The sequence below is a fragment of the Natronospira sp. genome (assembly GCF_007134575.1).
Classification (GTDB): Bacteria; Pseudomonadota; Gammaproteobacteria; order Natronospirales; family Natronospiraceae; genus Natronospira; species Natronospira elongata.
In genome coordinates, this window is sequence record NZ_SLKM01000146.1 from 1 (window position 1) to 17,637 (window position 17,637).

General features: G+C 62.6%; 12 protein-coding genes. 6 read left to right on the forward strand and 6 right to left on the reverse strand.

The genetic code is table 11. The annotated features are described in order from the left end of the window. The 3 genes from nadA to ACJWXQ_RS05765 form a co-directional block, all read right to left on the reverse strand. A partial coding sequence (gene nadA, locus ACJWXQ_RS05755; protein WP_406672353.1) for a quinolinate synthase NadA occupies positions 1-897 on the reverse strand: 897 nt, incomplete at its 3' end. 198 nt (positions 898-1,095) lie between these two features. After that, complete coding sequence (locus ACJWXQ_RS05760) at positions 1,096-2,415, reverse strand: methyl-accepting chemotaxis protein (protein ID WP_406672350.1); 1,320 nt, start codon at positions 2,413-2,415, stop codon at positions 1,096-1,098. 176 nt (positions 2,416-2,591) lie between these two features. Then, on the reverse strand, positions 2,592-3,065 hold the full coding sequence (locus ACJWXQ_RS05765) for a universal stress protein (RefSeq protein WP_346049701.1): 474 nt from the start codon (positions 3,063-3,065) through the stop codon (positions 2,592-2,594). Positions 3,066-3,222: 157 nt separating this feature from the next. Between ACJWXQ_RS05765 and ACJWXQ_RS05770 the strand changes: the two genes are divergently transcribed. Continuing rightward, positions 3,223-4,161 carry a universal stress protein gene (locus tag ACJWXQ_RS05770; RefSeq protein WP_346049703.1) on the forward strand — a complete coding sequence of 313 codons (939 nt, stop codon included), beginning with the start codon at positions 3,223-3,225 and terminating at the stop codon, positions 4,159-4,161. A gap of 11 nt (positions 4,162-4,172) precedes the next feature. Here ACJWXQ_RS05770 and ACJWXQ_RS05775 read toward each other — a convergent pair whose 3' ends face one another. Further along, positions 4,173-7,232, reverse strand: a complete 3,060-nt coding sequence (locus tag ACJWXQ_RS05775) for a diguanylate cyclase (RefSeq protein ID WP_406672351.1) — start codon at positions 7,230-7,232, stop codon at positions 4,173-4,175. 156 nt (positions 7,233-7,388) lie between these two features. On the opposite strand from ACJWXQ_RS05775, the gene ACJWXQ_RS05780 reads away from it, so the two are divergent. From ACJWXQ_RS05780 to purL, 3 genes are all read left to right on the forward strand, one after another. Beyond that, positions 7,389-7,712, forward strand: coding sequence for a DUF1820 family protein (locus ACJWXQ_RS05780; RefSeq protein WP_346049707.1), 324 nt, complete (start codon positions 7,389-7,391; stop codon positions 7,710-7,712). Then, positions 7,709-8,476 (forward strand): MBL fold metallo-hydrolase, encoded by a 768-nt coding sequence (locus tag ACJWXQ_RS05785; protein WP_346049709.1) that lies wholly within the window; start codon positions 7,709-7,711, stop codon positions 8,474-8,476. Before ACJWXQ_RS05780 ends, ACJWXQ_RS05785 begins: the two co-directional genes overlap by 4 nt. Before the next feature lie 107 nt (positions 8,477-8,583). Beyond that, a complete protein-coding gene (gene purL / locus ACJWXQ_RS05790; RefSeq protein WP_346049711.1) occupies positions 8,584-12,474 on the forward strand; it encodes a phosphoribosylformylglycinamidine synthase in 3,891 nt (1,296 codons plus the stop codon). Between the two features lie 56 nt (positions 12,475-12,530). On the opposite strand, the gene ACJWXQ_RS05795 is transcribed toward purL, so the two are convergent. Beyond that, entirely contained in the window at positions 12,531-14,402 is a 1,872-nt protein-coding gene (locus ACJWXQ_RS05795) for a TonB family protein (RefSeq protein ID WP_406672352.1), read from the reverse strand. Positions 14,403-14,505: 103 nt separating this feature from the next. Further along, positions 14,506-14,889, reverse strand: coding sequence for a BlaI/MecI/CopY family transcriptional regulator (locus tag ACJWXQ_RS05800; protein WP_346049715.1), 384 nt, complete (start codon positions 14,887-14,889; stop codon positions 14,506-14,508). Between the two features lie 257 nt (positions 14,890-15,146). On the opposite strand from ACJWXQ_RS05800, the gene hutU reads away from it, so the two are divergent. Together hutU and ACJWXQ_RS05810 are read left to right on the forward strand one after the other, a co-directional pair. Then, positions 15,147-16,817 carry a urocanate hydratase gene (hutU, locus tag ACJWXQ_RS05805; protein WP_346049717.1) on the forward strand — a complete coding sequence of 557 codons (1,671 nt, stop codon included), beginning with the start codon at positions 15,147-15,149 and terminating at the stop codon, positions 16,815-16,817. Between the two features lie 7 nt (positions 16,818-16,824). Further along, positions 16,825-17,406, forward strand: a complete 582-nt coding sequence (locus ACJWXQ_RS05810) for a C40 family peptidase (RefSeq protein WP_346049719.1) — start codon at positions 16,825-16,827, stop codon at positions 17,404-17,406. Positions 17,407-17,637: the final 231 nt, after the last annotated feature.

Sequence of the window (17,637 nt, forward strand, 5' to 3'; positions counted from 1 at the left end):
GCGCTGCATATGGGGGCACAGGTTGCAGGGGCGGATGAAGTCCTTTTCCGGATGCTCGGCCGAGACGTTGTCGCTCATGGAGCACTCGGTGATCATCACCACCTGCTTCGCGGTCGTCTCCTCCAGATGCTTGATCATGTGGCCGGTGGAGCCCACATAATCGGCCGCCTTGAGTACATCCTGAGGACACTCCGGGTGGGCCAGAACATAGACGCCCGGGTGCTGGCGGCGATAGGTTTCGATCTCCTCGCCGGTGAAGCGCTCGTGAACCTCGCAGGAGCCCTCGTAGAGGATCACTTCCACATCGGTCTGGGAGGCGACCCATTGGCCCAGGTACTTGTCGGGGGCAAAGATCACCCGGTCGGTACCCAGTGATTCCACGATTTCCACGGCATTGGAGGAGGTGCAGCAGATATCCGCCTCGGCCTTGACCTCCGCCGAGGTATTCACATAGACCACCACGGGAACACCGGGATAGCGCTCCTTGAGGAGCCGTACATCCGCGCCGGTGATGCCCTCGGCCAGGGAACAGCCGGCATCCATGTCCGGGAGCAGGACCGTTTTCTCCGGCGCCAGAATCTTGGAGGTTTCGGCCATGAAGTGCACGCCGCACTGGACGATGACATCAGCATCCACTTCGGCGGCATCCCGGGCCAGACCCAGGGAATCACCGGTGATGTCGGCCACGCCGTAAAAGATGTCCGGCGTCTGGTAGTTATGGGCCAGGATCACGGCGTTGCGTTCTTTCTTCAACTCGTTGATCCGGGCGATATAGGGGGCATGGACCGCCCATTCCACTTCGGGAATGACATGGCGGACCTTCTCGTAGGCCGGCCGCAGGCTCTCGAGCAGGGCCGGTGTCACTTCTGGCAGGGGCTTTTTCGCACTCACTCGCATTGTCCCGATGGTCTGGATTTCAGCCGGGGATTTTACACCATTCCGCAGCTTTTCTGATTCTTCCTTGTTCCCGGGGCCGCTGCATTGATCCGCATCAATTTCCAGCTGGCCCAAAGGTATCAGCCTCTCCTTCTATCAGGTCGGACAGCGGAATGCCCGAATCATTCAATAGTATGGGGGCGCTTGTGCGCGCTGTGGCTAGCGGTTGTCCAGAATGCCGCTGAGCTGCTCGGCGCGAGTGCCCAGCTTTCCGGCAAGATCCTGCAATCGCTGGCTGTCATTGGCATTGGCCTGAGCAGTCCGGTCGATTTCCTGTACGGCGGTGCCCAGTTCGGTGACCGCCGTACTCTGTTCTCGCAGGGCCGTGGCAATCTCTTCCACCTGTTCGGAGACCTGTTTCACATAGCCGCTGCCTTCCTCGATATTGGCCGAGGAGCGGGCAATCAATTTTCGGATCTGGTCAGCGGACTCCGATGTGCGATCGGACAGTCGCTTGACCTCGCTGGCGACGACGGCAAATCCCCGCCCCTCATGTCCCGCCCGGGCCGCTTCCACGGCAGCGTTCAGGGCCAGGAGATTGGTCTGAAAGGCGATCTCGTTGATCATGTCGACAATGCTGGTGATTTCCTCCGCCGAGCGGCTGATTTCATCCATGGCACCGACCGCGCTCTTGCTGGATTCGCCATCACCAATAGCGGTCAGGACTGCGGCACGGCTGTGGGCCTCACCCTGTCGGGTCAGTTCCTGGATACCGCTGAGGTTGGTGTTCATCTCCTGAATGGCGGCCGCTTCCTCCTGCGCTGCGCTGCTCAGCGATTCCACCATGCCGGCCAGTTCGCCACCCTCGCGACCCAGGGCGTCTGCCGCTTCGCGCATCCCTGACAGCATGGCCCGCATCTTGGCTCGATAATCGCCGATGTAGTCGGTTACATCCTCATGCTGCCGTTCGACCGCGATGCTTCCCGAGAGATCAAGGGTGTCCAGCAGGTCAATCAGAAAGCCATCGGTCACGGCCTGCATGTCCAGGAGCAACACCCGTTCAATGGCCTCCATCGCCCTGGCGCGGAAGAGGGGGCGATACCAGAAATCCCGCCACAGCTGGCGCCGTATGAGCTCGTAATAGAGTGCGTAGGAGCCCAGGTAGAGCTTCATCGGCAGGCCGATGTCGTTGTGCAACTTGCCGACTTGCAGCCGCTTCTCGAAATAGTCAGGACCTAGCCCCCCGCGGTCGGCGTGGTCGGTGATATCCCGAAGGTATTGGCTCTGAGCCACCTCCAGGTGACTGCGCAGCTTGCCAAGCTTGATTCCGTGTTGGCGGGCGTGCGCGTCGAAGAAGCGCCGCGAGGCCGGGTGGGAGAACTGGAAGTCATAGAAGCTGCGCGCGATCGTTGGTGCCCGCCGGTCCATCCATTTCTTCAGACTGGCAAGGCGGTTGATCTCGGCGGGGCCAAGCTTGAGGAAACTCAGGCGCTCGGCGAGGTTGGTCTGGTTAATCCCGAGCTTCTCGGCTAGTGACATACAGTGACTCACCTCTCGACTAGAGCTTGGGCCGCACATTTACGGCCGTGGCTTCGGCCTCGCAATGTGGTCACTGCGGGCCTCATGCTCAGTTTAACGACCAGTCGCCGAAAAGTTTAGATAATGCTGATATGATTTAAATCAATCTCATCAATAAATAAAGTCAAAAAAGCGAGTCACGAGGGCGAGATCACCAGCACCGGGCAGTCGGCTTGCCGCACCAGGGCCTCCGAGACGCTCCCGAGGAGCAGCGACCGGAGCCGGGATTGGCCACGCCGGCCCACCACCAGCAGGCTGTCAGGGTGCGCTCGGCAGTAGGCGAGCAGGGCGTCGGCGGGTTGTCCCGTGAGCCAGACTTCTTCCACCGGCCCGGCGAAATCCGGCAGGGCCTGTCGGATCCGGGCAAACAGTTTGCGACTGCCACGTTCCGCGGCCTTGGCGATTTCTTCGTCCGAGAGATGAACCACCCCCTCGAAGCGTTCCGGCATCTGCTCAAGTTCCAGCAGCTCCTCGGGGTGGCCCTCGAAGACGTGCAGAAGGACCAGTCCCGTGCCCATCGCCTGTGCCAGGGCCGCGGCCTGGCGGGCGGCTTCCAGGGCATTCTCGGAGTGATCCAGGGCGACTAGCACGGTAGAGTGGGGAATGGGCATGGGAGCTCTCGATTGGCTGCTGTTTGTTTGATAACGATCAAATTTAACAATCCTGGCGATGATAGGCTATGTTGATGCCGTCGCCCGGTGCTGATTCCTCAAGACATCAGCCGCCGCAGGCAGTTCGCTCATTCACCCGATGCAACAGGGGTAAGAAATGGAAGCCATCAAGCATGTGGTTGCCGCCATTCGCGATGACCGCCCTGAGGGCGGCGCCATGGATCGGGCCGTGGATATCGCCCGTCGTGCCAATGCCAGGCTGAGCCTGTTCGTGTTCGCCTGGGATCGCGGGGTCAGGCGGAATATCTTCACCCGTCGGGAGACCGTGGACCGGGCCATCGCCGATCATGTGGCCGAACGTCGACAGTGGCTGAATGAGCGCGCCAAACCCCTGCGGGATGAAGGCCTGGATGTCCATACCGAGGTCATCTGGGCGGACTCCCTGTCCCGGGAAATCATCAAGATGGCGCTGACGCTGGAACCGGACCTGATCGTCAAGGATGCCGAGACCGGTCCCCGGCGGGGCTGGGCCCCGGCGGATTGGCGACTGCTGCGTCATTGCCCCTCGCCGCTGATGCTGGTTCAGCCAAGGGCCGGGACGAATGTCTCTCGGGTCCTGGCGGCGGTTGATCCCATGCACGCCTGGGGCAAACCCGAGAGCCTGGATGGCAGCATCCTGGCCGCGGCCAGCACGATTGCCGGGCTCTATCAGGCGGAAATCCATGTGGGTCATGCGGTGGAGGCCTTGCCTGCATTGCTGGAGCAACATATGGGTGAAGGGGGCAAGGGCCTGGAAGCAGCGAAACAGGACTATCGCCGCACCCAGGAAGAGGCCCTGGCCAAGGCCTGTGAAGGCAGTGGCCTGTCCCCGTCCCACATCCACCAGCGTCAGGGCAGTCCGGAGGCGGTAATCAGTGAGTTGGCGGAGGATATCAGTGCCGATTTGCTGATCCTGGGTACGGTCAACCGGCGTGGCCTCAAGCGGGCAGTCATCGGCAGCACCGCCGAGGCCATCCTGGACCGGACGGTCTGTGACGTTCTCGCCATCAAGCCCGAGGGCTTTGTCAGCGATTATGAGCGGCTCAAGGACGAGTAGGCCGGTCCTGCCTATTCGTCCTGCGGGCTACGCTCCCGGCGAATGTCCAAATCCCCCGAAGCGGCCATTGCCGTCGGGGCGGTTTGGCGAAAACGCTGCATGAAATCGACTTCCCGGGCGGCGTCCCGAGGGATGATCTGAACCCAGCGGTCGCGGCCTTCTTCCTTGGCGATGTAGTTGGCGGCGTCCGCGATTTCCAGCACCTCTTCCCAGGCCAGGGCGTCGGGTGCCTCGGGCAGTGCCGGATAGCAGGCCACGCCGATGGAACAGCTGCACTGCAGTTCCCCCTCGTCCAGCTCGAATCGGTGCTTCCGCACGGCGCGGATGATGCGGTCGGCGCAGGCGGCTGCCTGTTCACGTTCGCTGTGGCGTGCCACCACCAGGAATTCCTCCCCACCCCAGCGGATCACATAGTCGGATTCGCGCACCTGGCTGGCCAGAATCTCCGCAAAGCCTTCCAGAATGCGGTCGCCGGCGCGGTGCCCATGCTGGTCATTGATTCGCTTGAAGTGGTCAAGGTCCACCATGAGGAAGGTGATATCCCGATTGGCAAAATCGCTGCTTCGGGTGTAGGCCCGCTCCACCTGGGCGATGTCATGGGGTAGCTGCTGGTTGAGATAGCGGCGATTGCGCAGGCCGGTCAGCGGGTCGGTGACGCTGGCTTCCTGGAGCTGGGTATTGAGTTCATTCAATTGCCGAGTCCGTTTTCGCACCATGCGTTCCAGAACCATGCGCCGCTGGCGCAGCCGCCGGACACTGTAGCTCCAGGCAAGATAGGCCAGTAGCAACAGGGTGAGGCCGACCAGTAGCTGGAACCATTGGGTTTCATGAATTCGTGGGCTCAGGTAGAGCTCAAGTTCTGCCGCTTGCGTGGATTCCACTCCCCGCTCATTCCGGGCATGCAGCTCAAAGCGGTATTCCCCCGGTGGCAAGTTGGTGTAAAAGGCGGTCCGACGTTCTCCCACCTCCTGCCAGTCCTGGTCGAAACCCTGAAGGCGATAGCGGTAATTTACCCCACGTGGATGACGGAACTGCAGGCCGGAAAAGTCCACCTCCAGATCCCGCGCTTCCGGCGGCAATTTCACTGAGGCTTGCTGCTTGAAGTCCAGGGGATAGATTTGTCCGCCCGAACGCAGACTGCGCAGGCGGGGCAGGGGGGCGGGTGGCGTGGTGGAGGCTCGGCTCAGGTCGAGACTGAGGGCCCCCTCCAGACTGGGGCACCAGAACCGGTTGGAAACAGACTGGAAAAGGCCGGCCTGACCATGGCCCCCATTGCACTGAGCTGGGACGGGGTCGCCGAGACGGCCGAATAGCGTGGCTTCGAACAGTTCCCGTTCGCCCCGGTCCACCTCATCGAACTGTCTCAATGGAATGCGCTGGATGCCTTCATGGGTCGTTGTCCAGACATGGCCGTCGCCGTCCAGGGCCATGAAGGAACTGACCGTCGCCCGCAGACCCCGACCATCGGGGTAGAGGCGGTAGTCATCGTCGGGGAAGCGGGCGAGGGCGCCCTGGAGCATGGCCCAGACGGTGCCATCAAGCTCGAACAGGGCTGAGGCGCTGAATTCATGAAGGCTGGATTCCGGTGCCACCGGCTCCACGCCTTCGGCATCTCCCCGGAAGACGCCGGTATCCGTGGCCACCCAGATTCGTCCCTGGCTGTCTTCGAGGACATCGCGGGTACGTTGCTGGCTGAGGCCACGGCTTTCATCGATGCGTTGCAGTTCGCCCTCCCGCCACCAATAGAGACCTTCACGCGTCGCCAGCCAGATCCTGCCGTCGCGGTCTTCGGTGATTCCGAAGATGCCGCCGGTGGGCAGTTCCTCCGGGACCGGCAGTGGCTCCAGACCGGGCCAGTCATACCAGGCCACCCCACCACGGGTCGCAATCCAGAAGCGGTCCTGGCTGTCCAGCAGGAAGCCCATGGTCATGGCATGAGGCAGTTCCTCGGGGCTGGCAAACTGCTCGAAGCGATCTTCCCGCATGCGGTAGGCACCATACTCATTGGTGCCGGCCCAGACATGACCCTCCGGGTCCTCGAACATTGCCCAGATAATGTCGTCAATCAGGCCGTCCCGCTCGCCAAAGCGCTGAAAGGGGCCGGCTGTCAGCCTGACCAGTCCCCGGGCCTGAGTGCCGATCCAGAGGTTGCCTTCATGGTCCTGGGTCAGGTCCCTTAGCCATTCAGCCTCGCTGATGGATGTTGTGACGATTGGCTGGGGCTGTTCCGCGTCAGGCGCGTACCGGTAGAGGCCCGAGACGCTGGCTGCCCACAGGCTGCCAGCCTGATCCACCAGCAGCCGCTCAACCTCGCGCGCCAGCAGTAGTTCGCCCGGCCACCGTTCGGGCTCCGCCAACGGCAATGCCCACAGGCCATCCGAGCTTCCCAGCAGCAATTTGTCCCCGCGGATGGCCATGTCCCGCAGCTCGAGTTCGCTGTGTTCGGAGGGAAAGTGCTCCAGCTCACCATCCGCCAATCGCCACAGATGACCCCGGCCACCGATGTAAAGGCGCGCGTCGTCATCCCGCAGCAGGCTGAACAGGGAAGAATCGATATCCGGGTGCTGCACAAGGCGGTCCGGGGTGGCGCGATAAAGACCGTTATCTGCGGCCAGCCACACGCCTTGGTCATTGGCCTCGACGATGTCCCGGACCGGTCCGGTCCCCTGCTCGGCGTCGAGGCTATGGAATTCGCCATCGACGAAGATGCTCAGGCCACGCTCGGTGCCGATCCACAAGCGACCGCTGTCGTCTTCAAGCAGGGCATTGATGTAGCCATGCCGGAGACCGGGGTGGTCCTCGGTCATGAAGTTCTCGAACTCGACGCCGTCGAAACGGCTCAGGCCATTCTGGGTGCCGATCCACATGGCACCGCTCCGGGATTGAATGACGGTTTGGCCGGTGGTCTGTGGCATGCCATCGGCAACAGCCCAGCGTTGTTGCTCCAGATGGTGGGCCGGGATGTCCAGGGGTAGGGCCTTAGCCAGTGGGGTAATCAATGGGCACAGCAAGAAACAGCTGAGCAGGACCGGCGCGATGGGATGGCGGGCTCGGGCACGATTGACGGACACTGGCTGGACCCCCTGGTAGATATCATTGGCTGAAAGGGGCGGTCCATCGCGTCATCAGGCAGTTCATTGCCCTTCCCGACAAGAATATCAGGGTTTTACGGTTCACTGTATCCGCCATGTTAAAATCTGCCGCCCTCTCTTAGTCGGACGGAGACCATGTCTGAGAGTATCTACCGTGTTGTATTCAACAATCAGGACAAGGTTTACGAATTGTATGCCCGCTACGTGAATCAGGGCGCGATCTTTGGTTTCGTGGAGATTGGCGGCTTTCTGTTCGGTGAGCGCAGTTCCGTGGTGGTGGATCCCAGCGAGGAAAAGCTCAGGGATGAATTCGAGGGCGTTGAAGCCACCCAGATTCCTCTCCATGCCGTGATTCGAATAGACAAGGTGGCCCGCCGGGGTAGTGCCCGTATTACCGATCGGGAAGGTGGCAATGTGACCCCCTTCCCGGTTTATGGGCCGGGTCCGGGCGGCAAGTGAGCACCTTTCGCTTCGCCTTCCTGGGCAGCGGCAGCCGCGGAAACGCCCTGCTGGTGGAGGCGGCTGGTCGGCGGGTGCTGGTGGATTGCGGCTTTTCCGCCAGGGAGACCGCGCGTCGCATGGCCGGTCTCAATCTGGAACCGGGGCAGCTGGATGCCATCCTGGTCACCCATGAGCATGCCGATCACGCCAGTGGCGTGGTGCGTTTGGCCAGGCGTCATGGCCTGCCCGTCTTTACCACCCACGGAACCCGTGCAGCCGTCGGCGATGGCGATGATCTTGACTGGCGTCTGATCTCCTCTCATGAGGATTTTTTCCTGGGGAAGCTGGCAGTGACGCCAGTGGCCGTCCCGCACGACGCCCGCGAGCCGGTGCAGTTCATTCTTGGCGACGGTCAGCACCGACTGGGTCTGTTGACCGACCTGGGCCATGTCACTCCCCATGTTGTTCGCTGCTACAGCGGCTGTCAGGCCCTGGTGCTGGAAGCCAACCACGATCGGGCCATGCTCGCATCCGGTCCCTATCCACCTGCCCTGAAGCGTCGGGTGGGAGGCGATTTCGGCCACCTCAACAACGAGCAGTCGGCTGCTTTTCTGGATGCATCGGACATGCAGTCTCTGGAGCGCCTGATTGCGGCTCATATCAGTGAGAAGAACAACGATGCCGACCTGGCCCGGGATACCCTGGCCGATGGGATCGGCTGGTCTTCCAGCCGCGTGGAAGTCGCAGTACAGGACAGCGCCTCGGACTGGTATGAGCTGTGATACTGCGCCCTCTGGGCGCGGACAGCGGCACTGGTTTGAAAAACGGGTCTCCGGTAAAATTGCCGCCTTTCTTCGCCTCCTTTTCCCAGTAATCCAGAGAACCCGACATGCAGCACTTTCCCGGCGGCAAGGCCCTGTCCGATTTCCGTCTTGAGAAGCTCGCCATCCGACTTCGAGAAATCGCTCCCGAACTGACCGACCTGACTGCCGAATGGCTGTACCTGGCGGATGTGGAGGCCGAACTGGCCGAGGATGAGCGGGCCCTTCTCGGTCGGCTGTTGGATGACGGTTCCCTGCCGGCAGACGGTCGCCGGGAGCAGGCGGCGGATGTCTGGGTGGTGCCCCGCATCGGCACGCTTTCGCCCTGGTCCTCCAAGGCCACCGATATTCTTCACCACTGCGGGCTGCGCCATGTCCGGCGTATTGAGCGCGGGATCCGCTATCGCCTGTTCATGAATGACCGCCCTGACGCCGGGACCTGGAAAAAATTGGCGGCAGCGCTGCATGACCGGATGACGGAATCCGCCCTGGCCACACTGGCCGATGCCGAAGCCCTGTTCCGGCAGGCTGAGCCGGCGCCGGTGGCAAGCGTGCCGCTGCTGGCGGAGGGACGGGAGGCCCTTGTCACAGCCAACCAGCAACTGGGGCTGGCCCTGTCGGACGATGAGATCGACTACCTGGCGGAGAACTTCCAGTGCCTGGGCCGGAATCCGGCCGACGTGGAGCTGATGATGTTTGCCCAGGCCAATTCCGAGCACTGTCGCCACAAGATCTTCAATGCCGACTGGACAATCGATGGCGAGGCCCAGGCTCAAAGCCTGTTCGATATGATCCGCGACAGCTACCGGGCGAATAGCGACGGCGTGCTTTCCGCCTACCGCGACAATGCCGCGGCAGTGGAGGGCAGTGTGAGCGGGCGTTACTTCCCCGATCCCGAGGGCGTCTATCGGTTGCACGAAGAGCCCATTCACCTGATCATGAAGGTGGAGACCCACAATCATCCCACTGCCATCTCCCCCTATCCCGGTGCCGCTACCGGTTCCGGCGGCGAGATCCGTGATGAAGGGGCCACCGGTATCGGCGCCAAGCCCAAGGCGGGCTTGACCGGTTTTTCCGTTTCCGCACTCAGGATTCCTGATGCGATTCAGAACTGGGAGCCCGATAACGGCCGTCCCAACCGCATGGCTTCCGCCCTGGAAATCATGCTGGATGGGCCCATCGGCGCGGCGTCGTTCAACAATGAATTCGGTCGTCCCAATCTGGCCGGCTACTTTCGCAGTTTCGAGCAGCAGGCCGAGCAGGGCGATGTGCCGACCCGCGGCTATCACAAGCCCATCATGATTGCCGGTGGCATGGGCAATATCCGTGAGGGTCACGTCGAGAAGCGTGAAGTCCCTGCCGGCGCAAGAGTCATCGTGCTGGGCGGGCCGGCCATGTTGATTGGCCTGGGTGGCGGGGCCGCCTCCTCGGTCACCAGCGGCGCCAGTGAAGCCGAGCTGGATTTTGCCTCCGTGCAACGGGACAACCCGGAAATTCAGCGTCGCTGCCAGGAAGTGATCGACCGTTGCTGGGCCCTGGGTGAGGGCAACCCGATTCTTTCCATCCACGATGTGGGGGCGGGTGGCCTGTCCAATGCCATTCCCGAAATTCTTGACGATGCCGGGCGGGGCGGGCGCATCGACTTGCGCCGTATCCCCAGTGTGGAGCCGGGAATGTCGCCCATGGGGATCTGGTGCAACGAGGCCCAGGAACGCTATGTCCTGGCGGTGAGCGAGGCGGACCTGGCTCGCTTCGAGGCAATCTGCCGTCGGGAGCGCTGCCCCTATGCCGATGTGGGCGAAGCCACCGCTGACCCCCAGTTGACCGTGGTGGACAGCCACTTCGGCAATCAGCCGGTGGACATGCCCATGGAAGTCTTGTTGGGCAAACCGCCCAAGATGTCCCGTGATACCCGCCGCGCCCAGCCCAGTCCGCTGGGCTTTGAAACCGAGGGGCTGGATCTGACCCGGGCGGTGGAGGCGGTGCTGGCTCACCCCACCGTTGCCGACAAGCGCTTCCTCATCACCATCGGTGACCGCACCGTGGGTGGGCTTAGCGTGCGCGACCAGATGGTAGGGCCATGGCAGGTCCCGGTGGCCGATGCCGCCGTGACCCTGGCTGGCTACAGCGGCTGTCACGGCGAGGCCATGGCCATGGGTGAACGCACTCCCCTGGCGGTGATCGATGGCCCGGCTTCGGGGCGGATGGCAGTGGCGGAAGCCATTACCAATATTGCCTGCGCGCCCATCGAGGATCTTCGCAAGGTCCGGCTGTCGGCAAACTGGATGGCAGCGGCCAATCACGACAACGAGGATGCGGTGCTGTTTGATACCGTGCGTGCGGTTGGCCATGAACTTTGCAGCGAGCTGGGTCTGACCATTCCGGTGGGCAAGGACTCCCTGTCCATGAAGACCCAATGGGACGAAAAGGACAGTGCCGGCACGGTGGTATCGCCGGTATCGCTGATTGTCTCTGCCTTTGCCCCGGTGACCGATGTGCGTCGGGCGGTCACGCCCCAGTTGCTGCCGCGGACTGACAGTGAGCTGCTGTTGGTGGATCTGGGTCGTGGACGCAATCGCCTGGGTGGTTCCATCCTTGCCCAGGTGGAAGGGGGATTCGGTGATCAGGCCCCCGACCTGGATGAGCCCCGCCTGCTGTCCGGCTTCTTCGCGGCCATCCAGCGCTTGCTGGCCGATGGCCGAGTGCTTGCCTACCACGATCGTTCCGACGGCGGCCTGCTGACCACGCTGGCGGAGATGGCCTTTGCCGGGCGCTGCGGCATGGCCGTGAGCCTCGACGGCCTCGGTGACGATGCCATCGCCGCTCTGTTCTGCGAGGAACTGGGTGCGGTGCTTCAGGTGGCTGATGCCGACCGTCCCGCCGTATTGCAGGCCTTTGCCGAAGCCGGTATCGAAGAATGTCTGCATTGGCTTGGACGTCCGCGTGAGGATGATCGTATTGAAATCAGCCATGCGGCAAAGCCAATGCTGTCCGAGTCTCTGTTCGCGTGGTTGGCACCGTGGAGCCGGGTCAGCCACCGCATGCAGCGGCTTCGGGACAACCCGGCCTGTGCGGATGAAGCCCTGGAAGCGATCATGGACCGGGAAGACCCGGGGCTAAGCCCCGTATTGAGTTTTGACCCGGCCGAGGATGTGGCTGCCCCCTTCATCGGAACCGGGGCGGCACCGCGTGTGGCCATTCTCCGCGAGCAGGGGGTCAATGGTCATGTGGAAATGGCGATGAGTTTCCATCGCGCCGGCTTTGAAGCCGTGGATGTCCACATGGAGGATCTGCTCAGCGGTGACCGGGATCTGTCTGCCATGCAGGGGCTGGTGGCCTGTGGCGGCTTTTCCTATGGCGACGTGCTGGGCGCCGGCCAGGGCTGGGCCAAATCCATCCTCTACAACGACGGCTTGCGCGAGACCTTTGCCCGTTTCCTGGATGACCGCAACCGCTTTGCCCTGGGAGTCTGCAACGGCTGTCAGATGCTGGCTGCCTTGCGTGAATTGATCCCGGGGGCGGAGGCCTGGCCCCGCTTCCTGCGTAACCGCTCCGAGCAATTCGAGGCCCGCTACAGCCTGGTGGAAGTGATAGACAGCCCATCCCTGTTCCTTCAGGGGATGGCCGGCTCACGCCTGCCCATCGCAATTGCTCATGGCGAGGGCCGAGCGGCCTTTGCCAGTCCGGCAGATCATCGTGCAGTGGAAGGCGAAGGCCTGGTGGCTATGCGATATGTGGATAACCGGGGTCAGGTGGCGGAACAGTATCCCGCCAATCCCAACGGTTCCCCGGCGGGCATCACCGGCCTCACCACCGCGGATGGGCGGGTGACCATCATGATGCCCCACCCCGAGCGCATTACCCGGACGGTGAATCACTCCTGGGCGCCGGCTGACTGGACAATGGACGAAGGCCCCTGGCTGCGCATGTTCCGCAATGCGCGGCAGTGGCTGGGTTGAGGGGGTTGTCAGCTCACGGCTTGGCGGGGAATCGGAGCCCTCGCCGCCGTGAGCCCCTAGCAGATCGGCAGCCGTGACCCGGTGCGCTGCTTGCAGTCGTGGGGAGAGTCAAAGTCGAAACCGGTTCGAACCCGATACTCGATTCTTTCACCGCCGCGCTTGAAGGGTTGGAAGCGCCATTCCTCCAGGGCGCGAATGGTTTGTGACCCAAAGCCAAAGCCATGGGGCTCTTCCTGGAGAATCTCGATGTCGCGGACGGAGCCGTTTCGATCAACGGTGAACTCCACTTCCACGGACCCCTCCAGGTTTCGCATTCTCGCCTGACGCGGGTAATAGGGTTCCACTTTCTCTACAACTTGCCCGCCATTGATGGTCGGGGGCAGGTCCTGGCGCCGATCATGGGGAGGGGGTTGCTCAATGGGCTCTTGTGTGCGCGCCTGAGCCAGTGTTAGTTCCGCATTTTGATGGGCACTGCGGGTGGCGGCCAGATCGAGCTCTCGATCCACCAATGCACGACGATTTCCGTCTTCCCGGGATGGGGGCTCCGCATCCGGGGCCGCTTGGGCGGAGGCAACGCCCGTCTCCGGCTCTGATGGCAGGGAGGCCGTCGTTTCGTCCTCTTCAGTCATCGCCTCGGCAAGCTCAGTGGCGGAATCGTTTGCCATTGGCTCAGGCTCCGGCGTTTCGTTGACTGTCGGCGCACTTGCCGAATCATCAGGCGATTCGGGCGCCGCTTCCAGCCCTTCCAGATCGTCCAGGTCATCCAGACTCTGCCAGCCGGCGGCCGATTCCCGGTGAAGGCTCGCCAGTCGAGGCAGGTGAGACGGTGTCTGCGCTGATTCCTGGATGCTGATTTCTTCAGGCACCGGCGTGTCCGGGCCATCCTCTTCCAGCGTGATCAGTGGTTCGGAAACCTCGAGCAGCTCCTCGGCGGGTTCGGGGGACAGCTGATTGACGGTGAAACCCACCGCTGCGAGTGTCATGCTGAGCAGGGCCGTTCCCAGTCCGACCATGCCTTGCTCTGCGCCCGGCTTTCTTTCCGCCAGGCGCCGCACCCGACCAACGATGTCGGCATCCTTCATTGATAGTGCAAGGCCCGGCCGACCCATTCTTTGCTTCTCCAGAGACAGCAGGGTTTCGGCGTAGGTCGCCCCGTCCCCGGTCAGGGAAACAGCCAGGTCATCGCAGGCCAGTTCCCGCTCCACCCGCAGGTGATGGGACAGCCAGCGAACGGCGGGATGGTAGAAATACAGGGTCTCGACCACGAGCTGGTAAAGGTTGACCAGGTGGTCATGGCGTTTCAGATGGGCCAGCTCGTGCGCCAGGACCATGCGCATCTGCTCGGGGCTCAGCCCGGTGAGCAGTGACGGGGGGATCAGAATAATCGGTCGGAAGACGCCAATCAGAAGCGGGCTGACAACCTGCCGGCAGATGGCAAGGCCAACTGACTGGCCGGTACGAAACTGTTGGCATAGCGATTCCAGGGTCTCTTGCATGCCAGGGGGCAAGTCATGGCATGCCTGTCGCCGTAGGTCGTTCAGGTGCAGCCAGCCGAGGAGAATGCGAAAGGCCGACCAGACCACGCCGGCCACCCAGGCGAGGACCAGCCAGGGGAGAATGTGCGTGAGCAGGTGGTGGGGCTCTCCCTGAGCCACCGCCCCGGCGGAAATGGCAGTCGCGGTCTCGGTGGCGGCGGTGACGTCGCCCGGGGCACCGTGGTTGGCGTTAAACCAAAGCCAGAAAAAAGTGGCAACCGGTAGTAATGTGGCCGTCGCCAGGGCCGAAAGTGCCCAGAAATAGCGACCGTTGGGCCCCTGTTGGCGCATCACCAGCCGCCCGAGCCAGAAGACCAGGGCAACGGCGGCGCCCTGCCACAGGGAGTGGAGCAGGGTCATTCCCAGAATGTGAATCAGACTGTTCTCCGGCATGCCGATCTGCCTTTTCCTTCAGTCACCCTCACATGGGACACCAGAACGCCTTTTGGCAGTTCCGGCGTGCATCCGTTCACTGAAATTGACCAGCGGTGCTGGCTCAACGGCGCTGGCGCAGCTCCCTGACCATGTTCTCGATCTCTTCCAGCTCTTCCTCGCTGGCGGGGCGCGACATGCCCAGGGCCTGCAAGACCATGCGCGAAGCGGAACCCTGATAGACCCGGGTCATGAAGTCGTCCAGCATGTCCTGCTGGGTCTCATCGCGACCCGTGACCGCCTCGTAGAGGTGGGCGCGACTGGAGGTTTCCCGTGTGACCAGACCCTTGTCGTTCATGATCTGCATCTGTTTCAGGATTGTGGTGTAGCTCAGCCCGCTACTGGCGCCAATCGCTTCGTAGACCGCCCGCACCGTGGAGGGGCCGTGGTCCCAGAGATATTGCAGGATTTTCAGTTCCGACCGGGTCGGTGGCTTGGATACATGCATGGCATTAGCCCTCCCAATGCTAGCCCTTTCGGGTAATTCCCCCCGGTTTCAACAAGCCCAAATTGCGCAGACGCAACTTGTACGCATCCTATCGTACCACTACCTTACGCCGACGGGAAAAGCTTTTTTCCAAAAACTTTGACGGGGCTTGCCCGGCTGCTTCGGGGTGATGGGCGCGGCTGGTAAAATAGTCGGCTAGAGAGCTTGTTGCTGCAATGCAACGGCGAAATTTCAATCGACATTCGGGGAGATGGCTGGTGAGTGAACGGTTTCGAGATGTGGAATTGCATGCCCCAACGGGTGACCAGCGCCACTGCCGGGGGTGGGTCCAGGAGGCCGCCTTGCGCATGCTGCACAACAACCTGGATCCGGCGGTGGCCGAGAATCCCAGGGAACTGGTGGTCTATGGCGGCATCGGTCGGGCGGCCCGGAACTGGGAATGCTTCGATGCCATCGTCGAAACCCTCAAGCGCCTGGGTGATGACGAGACCCTGCTGATCCAGTCCGGCAAGCCCGTTGGGGTCTTTCAGACCCATGAGGGGGCTCCCCGGGTGCTGTTGGCCAACTCCAATCTCGTTCCCGAATGGGCCAACTGGGATCATTTCCACGAGCTCGATCGCAAGGGTCTGATGATGTACGGGCAGATGACGGCCGGCTCCTGGATCTACATTGGCTCCCAGGGCATTGTTCAGGGAACCTTCGAGACCTTTGCGGAGGCCGTCCGCCAGCATTTCGACGGCAAGCCCCGCGGGCGCTGGCTGCTCACCGGCGGCCTCGGCGGCATGGGGGGCGCCCAGCCCCTGGCCGCCTCGATTGCCGGCCTGGCCTCCATTTCCGTGGAAGTGGACCCCAGCCGAATCGACAAGCGCTTGGAAACCGGCTACCTGGACTGCCGGGCCGACAGCCTGGAAGAAGCCTTCAAACTGCTGGACCAGGCGCTGGAGAAGGGCGAGGCCACTTCCATCGGCTTGCTCGGCAATGCCGCGGAGGTGTTTCCCGAGATCCTCAAGGGCGACCGCCATCCCGATCTGGTCACCGATCAGACCTCCGCCCACGACCCCTTGAACGGTTACATCCCCGAGGGTTACAGCCTGGAAGATGCCGCGGCGCTGCGTCAGCGGGATGCCAAGGCCTATGTGGAAAAATCCAAGGCCTCCATGGCCAATCAGGTCCGGGCCATGCTCGGCTTCCATGAGCGGGGTATCCCCACCTTTGACTACGGCAACAACATCCGTGCCATGGCCCAGGATGCGGGGGTTGAAAACGCCTTTGATTTCAAAGGGTTCGTTCCACTCTACATCCGTCCTCGCTTCTGTGAAGGGGTTGGCCCCTTCCGCTGGGTGGCCCTTTCCGGTGATCCGGAAGACATTCGCAAGACCGATGAGAAGGTCAAGGAATTGTTGCCGGAGAACACGGCACTGATGCGCTGGATGGATGCTGCCGCCGAGCGTATCCAGTTCCAGGGCCTGCCGTCCCGGATTTGCTGGGTGGGCTATCGGGAACGTGACCAGTTGGGGTTGGCCTTCAATGAAATGGTACGCAAGGGCGAACTGAAGGCACCCATCGTGATCGGCCGTGACCATCTGGATTCGGGGTCGGTGGCCTCGCCCAACCGGGAGACCGAAGGCATGGCCGATGGCAGCGATGCGGTCGCCGATTGGCCATTGCTCAACGCCATGCTGAACACCGCCAGTGGTGCCTCCTGGGTCAGTCTTCACCATGGTGGTGGTGTGGGCATGGGCTACTCCATTCATTCCGGCGTGGTGATCGTTGCCGATGGCAGTGAGCGGGCCCACCAGGCTTTGTCCCGGGTGTTGGTGAATGACCCGGGCACGGGCGTCATGCGGCATGCGGATGCCGGTTATGATCATGCCCGGCGGGTTGCCCGTGAACGTGGCGTGGATCTGCCGATGCTGAATCGGGAGTGAGGATATCGTGAAACGTTGGCTGCCCCTGTTGATAGCCGGCCTGATGCTGACAGGCTGCGCCAACTGGCCGGAGGAGGAGGGTGCCTCCGCCGGCAATGGGGGCGGCTGGTTGAATTGGTCCGGCCCGGTGGTGGATAGCCGGGATGTGGCCCGGAGCAGCCTTCTGAGCTGGCCGTCCGGTCCGGAAGGGGACGAAGTCGACGCTGATTTCACGCCCCGGGTCGGGCAGTCGGCGGTTGTGGATGCCGCATTGGCGGTAAAGGGGCGACCCTATCGGCTGGGGGCCAACGGGCCGGGTGCCTTTGATTGCAGCGGTCTGATCCAGTTCGCGCACCGGGAGGTGGGCATCGATGTGCCCCGCACCACCAGCCGCCAGTTCCGCGAGGCCCGGCCCGTGCAGCGGGATGATATGGGGCCGGGAGATGTGATCTTCTTCGCCGTGGACGGGATCAGCATCAGCCATGTGGGCCTTTATGCGGGCGATGGTCGCTTTCTCCACGCTCCCTCACCGGGCAGCACCGTGTCCTGGGCCAGCCTCGACAATGGCTACTGGGCCTCACGCTTTGCCGGGGTCGGGCGGTTTCGCTAGCGACCACAGGTTCCTTACAGGTAGGGCCCTTCGATATCGGTGACGGGGTGCGTCCCGGCCACGGGCCTTGGTGCCATCCGGAGGCTCTTAATCGCGGCTAAAGCCGCTCCCACGGGTGGCTTCGGCGCGCTAATGGCACCGTGGGAGCGAATTTATTCGCGATTAAAAGCCTCCGGGTAGCACCACGACATAGGCCTGAACCAATCCTCCGTTAGCACGGCCCAGGTGACC